This is a genomic window from Fluviispira sanaruensis, assembly GCF_004295685.1.
In the GTDB taxonomy this organism is placed as follows: domain Bacteria; phylum Bdellovibrionota_B; class Oligoflexia; order Silvanigrellales; family Silvanigrellaceae; genus Silvanigrella; species Silvanigrella sanaruensis.
Map to the genome: position 1 here is coordinate 1239244 of NZ_AP019368.1, position 15807 is coordinate 1255050.

The window sequence follows — 15807 nt, forward strand, 5'->3', positions numbered from 1 at the left end:
AAAAGAGTTTAGGCAATTCGTTGTCCTTAAATTATTCATTAAATTTGAAAGCAACAACGCTCTATGATCATGACATGATTTTGATTTTGTGACAAGAGTGACCGAGGATTGGATTCAATTTTTCTCATTGTTCTTAGTGACGTAGGAGTAGCCAACACCTCTTACAGAAATGATATGAGCAGGTTTCGCAGCATTTTTTTCAATATATTTTCTAAGTTTTCCAACAAAAACATCAACGGTTCGTGTTTCTATTGTTGCTTCGTATTGCCAAACCTTTTGCAATAAATCAGTGCGTGTGAGGATTTTATTTTCATTTTCGATAAAAACTTGAATTAGAAGTCCTTCCGTCGGAGAAATTCTATATGTAATTCCTTCAGCAGATGTGATTGTTAATCTTTCTGGATCAAATAAAGATTGCCCAAATTTTTGGATCGATTCTTTTCCATTGGGTTTATACCACTTTCTTCTTTGTACAAGTCTTTTAACTCTTAATATGATTTCTGATAGACTAAATGGTTTTGTTACGTAATCATCAGCTCCCAATTCAAAAGCTTTAACGCGATCTATTTCAAGACTTTTTGCACTTAAAACTAAGATTGGAATACGTTCAGCAAGTATCCGTGTTTTTTTTAAAATTTCATAACCATCAACTTGTGGTAACATAAGATCGAGAATAATAGTGGATATTTTATCATAGTGTTCTTTAATAAAATAAATAGCTTCTTTTCCATCGGGGACAAGAGCAACTTCAAATCCTTCTGCTTCAAAATTATACTGTAAACCTTCACCAATTGCTTCTTCATCTTCCACTATTAGGAGAAAGTCTTTGGAGTTCGACATAAAACGTTGTTCCTTTATTAAGTCCTTCACTCATGGCATATAATTTTCCATGATGCTCTTTAACAATTGAGTGGCACACGGAAAGGCCAAGTCCAGAGCCTTGTACTTTGAGTTTTGAATTTCGTTCGACTCGGTAGAATTTTTTAAATACTTTTTTTAAATTATTTTTTTCAATTCCTTGTCCATTGTCTTTGATAAAAACTTGAACAACTTCTTTTTTTTGTAAAATTCCTGCGACAATTGAGCCACCTTTTTCAGTATATTTGACTGCATTGTCAAGCAAATTATCAAATAGCATTGAAAGATGATAGGGATTTCCCCAAACAAAAAACTCTTTTTCATCATTGGGTGAATTTAATTGAAAGTCAAAAGATCTGCTTTCAGAAAATCGATCTTTAACTTGATTGCAGCAATTTGCAAAGAGTTCGCTCAAATTGACCCTGACATGAGCAAGTGAAGATTTGTCTGATTCTAGGCGGGCTGATATAAGCACAGTATCTATGAGTCTTTGTAATCTTTCTGTTTCACTGAGAGTGCGGCGTAAAAATTTTTTCTTTTCTTCCTCGCTCACAGCGCGAAGTAACATTGTTTCTGCATAAAGGCGTATACTCGCCAATGGAGTTTTCAATTCATGTGTCACGCTGCTTAAAATTGTATCTTGCATTTTAGTTATACGAGAAAGTCTACGTTGACTCACAAAGATCATATAGAGTGCTATGAGGATAAACCCCATGAGAATACAACCTTGGGCAAGGATGACCCATTGTCCTGAGCTCGTTGCTGGTAAAGAAATTTTTTCGATAAGGCTATTTATTTCTTGGCTTCTAAGAATGTACCATCTGATCCAGACAAACATTAATAGTCCCCAACAAATTTGGGCCAGAACGAGAATAGATATGGGATGGAAAAGCCATTTGAGTTTTTTGATCATACGAGTCCTTTGTGTTGCAACACTTTTAAGCTGCACTACGAATATACAGTTTTCTTATGCAAGAGAAAACCTAAATTCAGAAATTATGGGCAAAAAGTATGTTAATTTTTACAAAGATTTTCTTTCATTAAAAGATAAACGAGAGAAAGAATATTTAGAAGGATTAAAGCAATCATTTTTAAAACTTAAAAAAAATGAGGAAAAAATATATACCCTTTTAGGTATGCTCAATTTATCTAGTGAAGGGGATCTAAGAATATATGCAGATTTTTCTATTTTAAATCTAAAAAAGAATTTTAAATATTTAAATTCTGATGAAAAGGAAATTTTCAAAATACTTTATGCAAAGTACTTAATAAGTAAAAAGGATTATTCAGGTGGAGTTCTTGTCTTAAAAGCAATAGCCCATAGATCTGAGTCCATATTATTTCCTTTAATTGCTCCACTTTATATAGATGCTTTGTTGAATGCAAATTTAAAATCGGAATCAATCCATTATTATAATAAATTTAAAAAAGCGATCGATAAAAATACAAATTGGGAAAAACTCAATGAAATATTAGTAGCTTTAGCGAATGCTGCTCTGACTTTTAACGATCCTAATCTTTCCTTATCTTACCTAAAAAAACCTCTCTTATTTTATCCGTTAGAAAAATCAGGCAGAGATGCCATGGCTATTCTCTCGACAATTGAATGTTCTGGAGGGAGCCTTGGCAGTTTGTATTTTCGAGACGAAAGTATGCAATATTTATCGCGTGAGATTTTTAAAAGAATTGGTAAGCAACCTGATTCAAGAAATTATATTTTATCTTTGATTGGTGTGAATCCTGATAAAATACATCCTCAGCAAGAAATCGATTCTTTGCCAATGCATGAAAAAGAGAAACTTCTTGAAATTGCAAATATGCTTGTCATTGCAAGAGAATACTATTTGGCCAATCAAATGCTGGACTATTTAATTGTTGCAAAAACGTATAATAACAATTTTAGCAGAGATAAGATTCTTGATTTAAGGGGACGCGTCCTTAATTCCTTAGAATTACCCGTAAAAGCTGCGCAAAATTATAAAGAACTTTTTAGTGAATATCCAAATTCTAAATTTGCTGAAGTTGCACGTATAAAATACAGCTCATCACTGCATTTTGCCAAAAGGCATACGGAATCAGCGCAATACTTATCACAAAATAATGTATTCCCTACAAATGATGAACAAAATTGGTCATTGTTTTGGCAATATTATTTATCATCACAAAAAAAAGAAGCTGAAAAAACAGCTAAGAATTATATTGAAAAAGAAATAAATAGGAGAAACAGTCCAGTTGCAAAATTTCAGTATTGGTTGTCATTATTAGATAAAAATAACTATTATAATTTAGAATATAAAAATGAACTGAAAGCTATCAGTGAGAAAACAGATGAATACCCCTATCCCATTTTTTCACGCTGGAGACTCAATAAATTTAAATGGCCAAATGCGCAAAAAAATCTTGAACGACTCAATGTCTATAAAGACTACTATACAAACAAACTTAACCCTTTTATTAAAGGAAAACTTAGAAATAAGAAGTTCGAAAATATCCGTCGATTGGCGCGCTATGATCTAGCTAATATTGCTTCATTATATATTGAAGATTTTAAGAATAAGAATCTAAAACGGAATGAAGCTATCATTTTAGCTAATTTAGCATATTCTTCTTATGACTATAAAAATGCAGGAGATCTTGCGCGCAATTCCTTTGCAAACCCTATAGATGATTATAGTTATAAAGAAGTGTGGACAGAGAAAACGAACTTTTGGAAGCTTAATTTTCCGTTAGCTTATTGGCCAGATGTTATTTCAGCTGCGAAACTACTTGATTTAGATCCCTTTTGGATCCTATCTATCATGCGGGCCGAATCGCATTATATTCCACGTGCGGAAAGTCCAGTTGGGGCAATAGGATTGATGCAAATCATGCCTTATACCGGTATAAATATCGCGGATAATATTGGGAAAGATAACTTTAATATCAGCTTGTTAAAGAGTCCTTCTCAGTCCATTGCATTTGCGGCATGGTATTTAAAAATGTTGCTGACCATTTATAACGGAAATTACTTATTAGCGACTGCAGCTTATAACAGTGGGCCAGAGGCTGTAAATCGTTGGATAAATCAAAATAATAGGTTAACAGTAGATGAGTTTTATGAAAATATTCCATATCAAGAGACAAAAAAATACGTTGCAAAAGTTCTAGGATACCTTGACATGTATTACAGAGTACAACTAGGAATAGGCGACGGCTATAACTTGGAATTTGGGGAGTCTGTACCGAGTCCTAATACAAGCTTAGATATTTTTTAGCTTAGATTGATTAGAAAACTGAGGAGTTTTTGCGTGACATTTCAGCCAGCACGAGATTACGAGTTTATTTTGCAAGTGAAAGACCTTGTTAAAACTTATCCTAATGGAACAAAAGCTTTGAAGGGAGTGAGCTTTAACGTTCCCAAGGGGGCATTTCTGGCTGTGATAGGATTATCCGGTTCTGGAAAATCAACTTTGTTACGTTGTATTAACAGAATTCATGAGCCAACATCTGGATCCGTTATTTTTGAAGGACGTGATATAACGCATATAAAAGAGCATCAATTGAGGGAAGCTCGGACAAAAATTGGCATGGTTTTTCAACATTTCAATTTAGTGAATCGAAGAAATGTTTTAAATAATGTTTTAACTGGACGTTTGGGACAACTCGAAAATAAATTCTTGGGCGGTATTTTTCAAAAATGGCCAGAAAAATGGATTGAAGAAGCTTATCAAGCACTCCGTATTGTTGGAATTGAAGATAAAGCACTGATACGTGCAGATGGCTTATCTGGCGGACAAAAGCAACGTGTGGCTATTGCGCGAACACTTATGCAACATCCCGATCTTCTGCTAGCAGATGAACCTGTCGCATCTCTCGATCCTTCCACAAGTTATTCCGTAATGAATTATCTCCGCGACTTAAATCAAAAACATAATATTACAGTAGTTTGCAATTTGCACTTTTTAAGTTTAGTTCGAGATTACTCCACACATGTGATTGCATTGAAAAATGGTGAATTGGTTTTTGAGGGTAAACCAACGGACATCACTGAAAAATGGTTTAAAGATATCTATGGCGCTGACGCTCGTGAAGTGGAGATACACTAATGCAATTTCCTTCCTATATTCCCGTAATTGAATCTGAACGTCGTAAAAGACAAATTGCTGGTGTTGTTATTGAAATGTTTGTGTGGGGATATTTTCTTATATTCCTAACGAAAGTTTTAATATGTTCTATTATTTTACCCGGAGTCGAATATTTAGCTTATAATGATCCACCTAACGCAACAGCGCTCAAAATTATTGAATCTCTCGATTATGATAGCCGTTACTTTGAATTTCCATGGTCTTGGTTCTTTAATATCATGGCACTTGGAGCTTTTATTGGCTTCGGAATTTCAATGAAGTGTAAGGGTTTTGGTTCATGGATTGCAAGTATATCTAAACTACAAGTAAATAACCCAGAAGATTCTTTAAAATTAACTCAACATTGGAAATGGGCACGAATCGAAGCTCTTATCCTCGTTATCGTAACAGTGATTACAGGTTGGGTTTTAACCAATGTGAGCATAGCCAAAATTTTCCAAATTGATGGTCTGCTAGGAGCTGGGCGCCTGAGTTTGCAATTGGCGTGTGGTATTCCAGGTGTAGGCGAGAATATTGGTTCATCTTCTCTATATGATGCTATGCAATGGTTCCTAAATTTATTCGTAAAGTTACATAATGTTTTCTTTGCAAATCAAGTCGATCTTTTTTCAGTTTCGTGTCAACCAAACGATTTAAGTTACTTTAGTAAAGCTCTCAGTAAACTAGCAGAGTCTATCTATCTTGCATTTATAGCAACATTTTTTAGTGTTCCAGTTGCATTTGTCTTATCCTTTTTTGCATCACGAAACTTAACACGTCACAGTCGCATGATGCGTTTTGTTTATGTCCTTATTCGTTCTTATATGAATATCACCCGCTCCATAGAACCACTTATCTGGGCAATACTCTTTTCTGTTTGGATAGGCATTGGCCCATTTGCTGGATCCCTTGCTCTTATGATTCATAGCGTTTCGAGTCTTGTAAAGCAGTACTCTGAAGCCGTTGAAGGAGTTGAAGAAGGTCCCATTGAGGCTCTCCAAGCGACAGGTGCGACACGTGTAGCAATCGTCTGGTATGCCGTTGTTCCACAGGTTATTCTGCCCTTCTTAGCTTTCACAATCTATCGCTGGGATATCAACGTGCGCATGGCGACGGTGATTGGTCTTGTTGGAGGAGGCGGTATCGGTAGTATCCTTATCCAAGAGCAAATGCTTGCGCGTTGGACACAGGTGGGAAGCCTAGCATTCCTTATTTTCTTAGTCGTTTGGTGCATGGATTTCCTTTCTGCACGTATACGTGAGGCTATTCAATAAATGGAAATTCGTTACCTTGGTTTGTTAACTTACAGTGACGCCCTCGGTATTATGGAGTCACTCCATCAAGAAATCGTAGAGAAACCAAAACGTGAGGGTGTGTTGCTTGTCGTGCAGCATCCGCCCACAGTCACTATGGGCAAACGTGAACTCTACGATGATATGAAAATCCCCCCAGAACAATTGAAGTTCAAAGGAATTGCTTTTCATAAAATCGATAGAGGGGGAAGCGTGACTGTCCACGAACCTGGACAAGTTGTTGTTTACCCTATTGTACATATGGATAAACTGAATAAATCTGTACGTATATATGTAAATTTATTGGAAGAGGCTATGATTTCCACAGCAGCACAATTTGGTGTTTCTGTGACCCGTGATGAAATCAATCCAGGAGTTTGGGTGGGGCAGAATAAAATCGGAGCAGTCGGTATTCGTATCGCAAATAAAGTGACAAAACACGGTATCGCTTTTAATGTTACAAACTCCCTTGAAACTTTTTCTTCAATTGTCCCTTGTGGTTTAAGAGGAAGAGGTGTCATAAATTTACAAATGGCTGTTGATGAACTTTCTGTATCCCAAAACCTCCCTTTAGCAAGAATTGACTACCTAAAAGTTGAAAAAATATTGGCTGAAGAAATACATAAATTATTAAATTAAAATTATAATATTCTCAGATATAAAATCCCTTTTGTTGATAGAGAAATGAGATAAAAAAAATTTCTTCAATCATCCACAAATAAAAGCTGCCTTAGAAAAAGTCAATTGGATACAAGAACTGAAATTAATATTGAAAATCCATTTTTGTCAGATAAATCTAATGAAATAATTAATAAATATTTATATAAAGCAAAGCAAATTAACAATTTAGTCAAAAGTTTGGCACTTTGGTAAGTACCAATACGCTTGTTACTTTTTCAGCCGATAAATGTGAAGAAATTTTTATAAAAAGGTTTTTATATGTACGGTGTAGAAGACGAAATATCTATTCTTGTAGCTGATGACGATAAAGATATTCAAAAGCTTATTTTTCAAACACTTAAGAAATTTTCTAAAAATATATGCCAAGTGTACGACGGAAGTGATGCCGTCCGAGAGCTAACTGAAAAAAATTATTCAGTTGCAATCATAGATTTAAATTTACCAAAAGTTTCTGGTTTAGACGTGCTAAAATCTGTTAAAAATTTAAAATTAGCCACTGTACTCATAGTTTTTACGGGTGAAGACAATTTAAAAGTCATAAAAGAGTGTATGCGTAATGGTGCTTATGATTTTCTTGAAAAACAGAGTGATAAAGTCATCTTTGAAGACACAGTCAAGCGTGCTATAGAAATGTATCATTTTGTGACAGATAGAAAAAAATTTCTCGAGTTTATAGTTTGTGAGTTTGGCAATATCACGATTGATAAATTCAGGAAATTGGATAATGAAAAACAAAGGAAAATCTTTGCAACTGTCCAATCTCTTCTCGAACTTAAAATGACGAATAAATCATAATCTCAACTATTCAGCTGCTTTTTTTGCAAATAATTTTGTGGTCAAAATAGCAAATGCACCATTGCCTAAAACGTTTGCTGAAGTGATGATTGGATCGAGCAAAATATAGATTGCTGTAATCAATCCACTCATTTCAGGGGTAAAACCCATCTGTGTTTCGAGGATGGTTATCATAACGAGAATACCTCCGCCTGGGACAGCTGCAACCGCAAATTTAGCCAGCACGAAGTAAAATGAAAATATGAGGAACGTTGAAATATCCGGAAATCCAGGGCCAAATGTGCTCATTATAACGAGGGCAATCATAGGTATGGCTAAACTATCACCGATCAAATGGATATTCACTGTGGCAGGCGCTATCGTTCTAGAAAGATCTCGATTGCCTGTGTTTTTTTCTGCAGCTTGAATTGTCAGTGGCAGTGCTGCCATGCTCGACATTGAACTGAAACCCATTATTCCTGCAGGTAGGACATTTTTAACAAAATATATGAATTGCTTAATATTAAAGCCGGCGCCAATGAAATATAAAAGAGAAATATAAACATACTGTGTGATAATTATTGCAAGTACAAGAGGAAGATATGAACTTAATATCTGTGTTAAAACACCATCGCTTTCGAGTTTTATAATAAAACCAAGAGCAAAAATAGGTAAAATTGGGATAAAAGCTTTATTTAAAAATAATGTAACTGAGTCACGCATTTTGTCTGCGAAAACATCAACCCGTTTGTTACGAAACTTCGAAAAAATAAGTCCTGCAACTAAACCAGAAAATAAAGCTACATTGTTCGAAATAAGAGACGGAAGTGATAAATTCCAAAAAGGTTTAAGGGAGGTATGGCCTTCTTGGTTAATATTAGAGAAATTATCTAAGTGTGATAGGGCTAAATGACTTACGTTAAACGCTATGATTGTGGAAATAAAGTTTGATAAACAAATGCAAAGAATTAAGACTATAATAAACTTGAATACATCGGATTTAAATGAGAGTAAACAAGAAAAAATACAACTGAAAATAATAAATGGTAAAATAAAGATAAGGATGTCTTTTAAGCTCAAACTGATGGAATAGAGTGTAGCTTGTACCTCTTGCGGTAAATATTTTCCCGCAAATAAGCCAAACAGAAGAGCAAGTACGAGTTTAAAAATGATACTATTCGCAACTTTTAAAATATGTCTTAGCATTTTGCAACCTTGGTCTAAATTTTATACTCTCAGCAGCATACCTAAAAGGAATCGAAGATTCCCAGGTAATAGGAAGAATAGCTGTAGCTAAATCAATATTGGGAGTCAATAATTCATGTCGCTAAAAATTTATTCTTGGAATTTGAATGGTATTCGTGCTTCTGCTAAAGCTGGCTTTTTTAATTGGCTCGAGAACTCACAGGCAGATATCGTTTTTATGCAAGAGGTTAGAGCCTTGCCAGAACAGCTGAATCCTGAACAAATTGAACCATTTGGCTATAAAAGCATCTGGCATCCCGCCGAGAAAAAAGGCTACAGTGGAGTAGCAATCTACACAAAGCTGCCTTTTTCCAATACAGATATCCAGATGGGACTTGGTGATCCTGAGTTCGACAAGGAGGGGCGATTTTTAGGTTTTTTTCATAATGATATTTTTTATGCCAGCGCCTATTTTCCAAATAGCCAGCCTGAAGGAAAGCGTCTTGAGTATAAGCTCGCTTTTTGCAGAAAGTTGCAAAGTAAATTAATCGAGCTTAGAAAAAATAATATATCTATAGTTTTAGGTGGAGATATAAATATAGCACATAAAGAAATTGACCTAGCAAATCCAAAGCAAAATCAAAAAAACCCAGGATATTTACCGGAAGAAAGACAATGGTATACTGATTTTCTTGCCGAGGGATATCTGGATGCCTTTAGATTATTTGAAAAAAATGGTGGGCATTATACTTGGTGGAGTAACCGGAAAGGTGTGCGTGAAAAAAATATTGGTTGGAGAATTGATTCGCATTTTGTCTCAGAAGATCTTATAAACAATATATCGAAAGCAGGGATACATTCAGATGTCTATGGTTCTGATCACTGCCCTATTTCGCTCGATCTCTCGTTCCCTTAAATAAGACTGGAGAAAAGAAATTGAAACGAATCACTCTATTGCTCTCATTGCTGTGCCTTTTTACTCATTTTAACCTATATTCCCAAACGCTTGCGCGTATTAAAAAAGAAAAAGAGTTAAAGGTGTGTACTTCGGCAGGCTATGCACCCTTTGAAGTAAAATCTTCAAGTGGTAAGTGGATTGGTTTTGACATCCGCATGTTTGAACTTTTTGCAAAGAAATTAAATGTTAAATTAAATATGATCGATATTCGCTGGGAAGGTGTTTTTCCTGCTTTATTAGCTGGGAAATGTGATTTTATTACCGGTGGTATGTCTATTACCAAAGAGAGAGAGAAAGTCATTAGTTTTAGTGATCCAATTTATAAAAGTGGTAACTCTCTCGTTATCTCTGCAAAAAATAAAGAAAAGTTTAAGACATTAACTGACCTCGATAAAGAGGGGGTAAAAATTGCAGTAAAAACTGGTAATACCGCCGATTTCTTTCTCAAAAAAGTATTAAAGCTCGCTAAAATCTATCGCTTTGATACCAATGCCGATCTTGTTACAGCTGTGCTCGAGAATCGCACCGACGCCTTTGCTCAGGACTCCATTTTTTCCCTTATGGCCGAACAGGAGCACAAGCAAAAATTACATGTTTTATCAGACAAAATAAATTATGAAGATCTAGCTGTCGGTATTCGAAAAAAAGACAAATCTTTGCTAAAAGAATTCAATTTATTTTTAAGTGAATGGAAAAAGAATGGGGGCTATGCAGAAGCTGTTCAATATTATTTAGAAACCGACGAATGGCGTGCGGAATTAAAGCAAAAATAAAATTATATTTTTAATCTTTTTTCTAAGTTCAACATAGTTATAAAAACTATGAATAATCCAGTTATCAGTAAGAGTATTAAAGTGACAAAACTGAAGTAAAAAAGAATTTCTTTATTTATACTTAGCTTGTTTAGAAAATATTTTACCAGCATAAATGCTAAGTTAATAAAATTAAAAATGTGCAGAAATATAAGTGTGTATTTGCAATTATAAAGATTTAATATTTTCCAGTTTTTATCAGATTTCAAGGATACATCTGTGCGATGACCGAAGAATCGATTGCGTTTAAACTGGTGTTTTGGGTTTTTAAGTAAAAATTGTATAGTATAAAAAATAGCAATAAGTAATAAGTACGAAATAAAAAATAATATGTTATCTAAAAATAGTTTATTCTCCATAATTGTGTTCCTTATTTAAAAAGGACTTTATTAAAATCCGAATTTATTTTTTAAGTGGATAATAAAGTCCAATCTCTCGAATATACATAGCTTCTGTTTTATATTCACCATTTATGAGCGCATATTCTTTATCGCGATTGAGGTTTAGTTCAAGTCTTTCGTACGATTCACGAATTTCTTCTTTGCATTTTGTATCCTTAATATCTTTTATTTTCTGCAAAACATCGGAGCTGAATCCTTCTAAGGGGAGCTTGAGTAAAAAATATTTGCTATTGCCAATGAAAACATTGTTGCTGAGTTGCTCAAAATTATCGACACTGATATTTAAGAGAGCTTTACATTTTTCGTGGCGTTCTTTATTGCGAATTTCCCAAAATTTACCTTCAAAGGGCTGAATAAAGTAATAATCTCTATTTTTGGTGTAAATTAATTTTATACTTGTCCTTTTTTTTGTTGAATTGATATCACTCTGTCTGAATTCAGTCATTTTATGTGAATGTTGGAATAAATTGAGAATGTAATTGGATAATATATTGGTCCCACTCCAAGTATTTTCATTAAAACCATCCGCATACCATTTTTCATATATTTCTGCATAACATCGTGCAGGATTATCAGTTAAATTCTTTGGGTAAAAGTAAGACTCTTGTGCGTCGATCTTCGTTATTTTTTTGGTATTTAAAAAGCTTTCACTCTCTGAAAATCCTTTTTCAGGAGATTCAATTGGAAATTGAATGCCAAGATGGGTAAATTTTCTTTTTGTTCTCTCAATTAAATCTTTATGTGGATTTGTAATATTATTTGCTTTGCTCATTGGCCCCGTATATTTTGGAATAGCTTTTTCAATTGGAAATTGTCTTAACAGTAAAAAAAGTGGCTGTGAAAATAATTTATAATCGCCAAATCCTGGAAAACTCCATGGGTCATTTATATTTTTTTGTTCTTTTTCAGAAAACCAAACTTGTGAAGGAACGTTGAGGATTGCAATATTGGGAGTGTTGTATTCCCATTTTCTGTGTCGGCGCACACGACCTGCTGCTTGGACAAGGCTCTTAACGGAACAGGGATCTAAAATACACCAATCATAGTCATGATCGCGACCCGTTTCTTGAATGCTGGTTGTAGAAACAACTAAGCAAATATTTTTGTGTTGTGAATTCTTTGCAATAAACTTAAGAAGGGTTTCATCTGAAAAAAGTTTTGCAACATATTTGTTATCATTTTCTATCCATTTTAAATTTCTATCTAAATAATTTTCAATAATACTGCGGTCAATACGCAAATATTTCGAGTGATAGTTTATTACGACAAAGCAAAAATTATCATCTGGAATAGTTGCATTCGCAGAAAGCCAAAGAGCAAAATTTTGCGCAACTGGGATTTGGTTAAAGCGGGTGAAGCCAACGCTAAAATTATAATCTTTTTCATTCACAACAATTGGATTTGCATTGGTTTTATGAAAGGATATCACTTGTTTTTGTATACTTTTAAACCATGAAACTCTTATATCTTCTTCATATTTTCTTTCTATTTGCTGAAGTGTGATATTGGCACTGAGAGTGCGACGGGGGAATTGATTATTTAAATATTCAATCTGTCCATTTAAAAAAGATTGTAATATATGATTAAAATTAACTTCACTGTTCAGTGTTTGTATGTGCGCACAGGAATTTTGGAAATTTTCAGAAGCAAAGGCATAACCAAATTGAGTTATTTTTTTTGTACGCAATAAATTCCCTGCAGTAAGTCCCTTTTGCCAAGCAGAAAAAAAAGATTTATTCAGTTCAAAACTCATACTGGCTGATGACAAAAGAACACTGCGGCCAAAATAACCTGAGAAAAAAATCAGGCGTTGCATTGCTGGAATATCGGAATAAGAAAAAGAATCAATTTCATCGATGGCTAAATCGCTTGTTGCAAGGCGCAGTGACATGCCTGCATCGGTGCCCGATAACAACTCTGAGCCGGGGATATAGTGATCTATGGTCGCAACCGTAATAGGGGTTGATAAAATAATTTTATCTTTTTCAGAAAGGGCTGAATAATTTTTTATTTCTTCAACAATATTTTCTGCACCACCATCAAATTCGGAGAAAATCTCAAGTCGTTCTTTGTCTATTAAAGAGTTTGAGGTTCCCAATTCTTCTTCATTGAACTCCTTTTTCTCTTCCTTTGCCTCTTTATATTCTTCGAGAACTCTCTCTGCTTCGTTGCGGGCAATGCGATCACCAATAAAAACCAAAAGGTCTTCTTTTTTTAATTTTATTCTTCCTTCTTTATTCCAGTACTCATGCGCAGTCTGGGTGGCTAAAGTTTTCAAACCGACTCCTAAGGAGTAGCGCGCTTGACCGACTTCTGGGGCAATGGCTTGCATTGTTTTTATAATCCCGAGCGTTTTCCCACTGCCCGTGCCTGCAAAGAGGGAACAGAAAAAGGGAGTGTTGTCATTGTCTTTGCGCAAATTTTCAATTTTTTTTGCGAAGTCATCTTGCCAAGTAAAAGAATTGATCTGTTCGTAGTTTGGCTTTTGTCCTTTAAATAAAACAATTGGGAAAGATTTCTCTTTATTTAATATATGATGATATAATTTTATAAAATTCTGAGAGTCCTCTTCTGCTTTTAATAAATGAGTTGGCAAAGAGTCACAATACAATTTTTCATTATTTTCCATTTTTGTGTTGGCATAAATAATGTTTTTTTCTGGGGAAACTGCAGTGACTACTTTTCTTGCACTTGCATTATAGTCGCCAAGTATAAGTGCGGGTCTTAAGAGTAAATAAACAGATGGTAAGAATTCTTGTATGTTTTTATATTCCATTATTTTATAAAGATCGAACAATTTTTTTGCTTGAGTTGTTACCTTATTAAGCCATTCCGCATTTTCCCAAGGCTGCTCACCTGCTGCCAATTTTGTATAATTCCCTTCAAGTTCTTTTTTGTAATCAATTGAAGAGCTTTTATTTTCGTAACGGAAATACATCTTTTGTAAATTTTCTATACCAGCTGCATTTGGAACTGTTAAGTAATTTCCTTCAGGCAGTTTATGGTGAGACAAGACAAGCCAAAGAATTATTTCCTTTAAACTTAAATACTTTTTTTCTAAATTTGGGAAATTATTTTTTTCTCCATTGGGGAGTATTTTTATAAAGTCATTCCAAGGTGAGAGAGCGGGTTTGATTCTTTCATTTTTTAAATTATCACTTCGCGTGTTTAAATCCAATTGAGGATATTTTATAAATAATTCTTTCAATGTTTCAGGCGAAGAAAATATTTCTAACCACTTTTCTTCTTGGCTATCGCTGTCTGGAATTTGGCTGAAGACAGAATTTAATATCCAACAGCTTAAGACTTCGTGGCGCACAGGATCGCCCATAAGTTTCGGATTGGTTTGACTGAGCTTTTTTTGAAATCCCACTGTTCCTTTCCCGAGATCGTGAAATAAAGCAGCTAAACTCACAAGGGTGGTTGCTATAGAAAAATTAAAGTTTTTAGTTATTTCTTCTTGTTCAATTAAACTTTGATCTAAGGGTTTTAATTTTTTTGTTGACCATGCATATAGGCCTTTTTCATTAAATCTTTTTTTGTTACCTAATTGATGAAGCAATTCATACTTTTTCCGTCCTATCATACGCCAAATTGCAATGGAGGATTGACGGGTGACAATTTTTTTTAATTCTATTTCAACATCTTTTAAACCTTCTTCGGAAATTTTTCCCATCCAAGTTCTGCGGCCCATTTGCCAAAAATAATGACTTAATATTTTTCTTGTTTTGGGCAAGGCCTTTTTTGTGCATTCTGATATTACGATTATAATCATAAAGCCTTCTCTGGATAAAGTTCACAGATATTTTTTATAGAGTCGAACATACAGACGAGTGCATTTGCCCTATCTAAATTTTCTAAAACCTCGCTTTTGAATTTGCCTGTCGTGTGTCCCAGTGAGTTTGAAATGAAAGCTTGGGGCATGACACAAGCATCTTTTACCAAATCTGCAAGGTCAAAGACAAGCGCTCCTCTGCGAGTTCTGCCATGAGAAACAGGCATGGAATGTGGAATTCCTAAAGTCCATAATGCACAAGCTGCTAGGCCATAAGCATAATAATTTCCATTTGTGAGTAGGGAATTGGTGCCTAATAATTTTTCTTTTTTGTCTGTTTTTCGGATGCGTTTAAAATTTGGTTCATTAAAATGAATTTTTAAAAGTTTGTAGAGTGAGTCTGCAAAATGCCCTTCACTGGACATCAATTCATTAATATTTGTACTTTTTAAAGTTCTTTTATAAAAGATATCGATTTCTTTGTCGGGATTTATTTCACCAGAGAAAAAAATTTCCCATTGTGCTCGAATATTTTCTATACGGATATTATTAAATATTTTTGCAACTTTTAATCTTTCTTTTTCATACGGCCACATACGGATCCATGCTTGTAAATATTCTGTTTTTCGATATTCTGATTGTGATGCATAAAAAATAGGGACGCCCCCTCCACCAACAAAACCAACTATTACATTATTTTTCGAAAGTTTTTTGGCAGCTTGTTGTGTGAGCGATGTCCCTGGTCCTAAAAGAATTCCGCAGGTATTTGCAATAGGAATTGTCCAATGTTTTTCAATAGCTTCTTCTCTTTTTGCTAAATTAACCATGTCATTTTTAACAAAAATCTTTGCATGTTCTAAGTAAACAAGACCTTCTTTGTGACTTGCAAGTATAGGCATAGTTTTTTTCCATTTTTAAAGTTGACAAGAAAATTTATAACAGTATATTGTCATTGTGAAAATAGCCAT

Annotated in this window: 13 protein-coding genes; 7 read left to right on the forward strand and 6 right to left on the reverse strand. The window is 34.4% G+C overall.

Annotated features, from left to right (window positions below; translation table 11 throughout):
• Positions 1-114: 114 nt before the first annotated feature.
• Positions 115-840 carry a response regulator transcription factor gene (locus tag EZS29_RS05380; protein ID WP_130607333.1) on the reverse strand — a complete coding sequence of 242 codons (726 nt, stop codon included), beginning with the start codon at positions 838-840 and terminating at the stop codon, positions 115-117.
• Positions 800-1696, reverse strand: coding sequence for a sensor histidine kinase (locus tag EZS29_RS05385; RefSeq protein WP_172603790.1), 897 nt, complete (start codon positions 1694-1696; stop codon positions 800-802). Before EZS29_RS05385 ends, EZS29_RS05380 begins: the two co-directional genes overlap by 41 nt.
• Positions 1697-1736: 40 nt before the next feature.
• Here EZS29_RS05385 and EZS29_RS05390 point away from each other — a divergent pair, with 40 nt between their 5' ends.
• From EZS29_RS05390 to EZS29_RS05410, 5 genes are all read left to right on the forward strand, one after another.
• Positions 1737-4112, forward strand: a complete 2376-nt coding sequence (locus EZS29_RS05390; RefSeq protein WP_172603791.1) for a lytic transglycosylase domain-containing protein — start codon at positions 1737-1739, stop codon at positions 4110-4112.
• Between the two features lie 33 nt (positions 4113-4145).
• Positions 4146-4943, forward strand: a complete 798-nt coding sequence (gene phnC / locus EZS29_RS05395) for a phosphonate ABC transporter ATP-binding protein (RefSeq protein WP_216678720.1) — start codon at positions 4146-4148, stop codon at positions 4941-4943.
• Positions 4943-6235, forward strand: a complete 1293-nt coding sequence (gene phnE / locus EZS29_RS05400; RefSeq protein ID WP_216678721.1) for a phosphonate ABC transporter, permease protein PhnE — start codon at positions 4943-4945, stop codon at positions 6233-6235. The genes phnC and phnE overlap by 1 nt, the downstream gene beginning before the upstream one ends.
• Positions 6236-6892: a lipoyl(octanoyl) transferase LipB gene (lipB, locus tag EZS29_RS05405; RefSeq protein WP_130607340.1), complete on the forward strand. Its 657-nt coding sequence runs from the start codon at positions 6236-6238 to the stop codon at positions 6890-6892.
• A gap of 300 nt (positions 6893-7192) precedes the next feature.
• Complete coding sequence (locus EZS29_RS05410; RefSeq protein WP_130607342.1) at positions 7193-7729, forward strand: response regulator; 537 nt, start codon at positions 7193-7195, stop codon at positions 7727-7729.
• Positions 7730-7735: 6 nt separating this feature from the next.
• Here the strand turns inward: EZS29_RS05410 and EZS29_RS05415 are convergent, their stop codons facing one another.
• Positions 7736-8914: a cation:dicarboxylate symporter family transporter gene (locus EZS29_RS05415; protein WP_130607344.1), complete on the reverse strand. Its 1179-nt coding sequence runs from the start codon at positions 8912-8914 to the stop codon at positions 7736-7738.
• A 115-nt stretch (positions 8915-9029) separates the two neighbouring features.
• Between EZS29_RS05415 and EZS29_RS05420 the strand changes: the two genes are divergently transcribed.
• A complete protein-coding gene (locus tag EZS29_RS05420; protein WP_130607346.1) occupies positions 9030-9809 on the forward strand; it encodes an exodeoxyribonuclease III in 780 nt (259 codons plus the stop codon).
• A 20-nt stretch (positions 9810-9829) separates the two neighbouring features.
• A complete protein-coding gene (locus EZS29_RS05425; RefSeq protein ID WP_172603792.1) occupies positions 9830-10624 on the forward strand; it encodes a transporter substrate-binding domain-containing protein in 795 nt (264 codons plus the stop codon).
• 2 nt (positions 10625-10626) lie between these two features.
• Here EZS29_RS05425 and EZS29_RS16330 read toward each other — a convergent pair whose 3' ends face one another.
• The 3 genes from EZS29_RS16330 to cas1f are packed head-to-tail and all read right to left on the reverse strand — an operon-like array spanning position 10627 to position 15738.
• Complete coding sequence (locus tag EZS29_RS16330; protein ID WP_130607350.1) at positions 10627-11022, reverse strand: SdpI family protein; 396 nt, start codon at positions 11020-11022, stop codon at positions 10627-10629.
• 43 nt (positions 11023-11065) lie between these two features.
• Positions 11066-14839 carry a hypothetical protein gene (locus tag EZS29_RS05435; RefSeq protein WP_130607352.1) on the reverse strand — a complete coding sequence of 1258 codons (3774 nt, stop codon included), beginning with the start codon at positions 14837-14839 and terminating at the stop codon, positions 11066-11068.
• A complete protein-coding gene (cas1f, locus tag EZS29_RS05440; protein WP_130607354.1) occupies positions 14836-15738 on the reverse strand; it encodes a type I-F CRISPR-associated endonuclease Cas1f in 903 nt (300 codons plus the stop codon). The genes EZS29_RS05435 and cas1f overlap by 4 nt, the downstream gene beginning before the upstream one ends.
• Positions 15739-15807 lie beyond the last annotated feature (69 nt).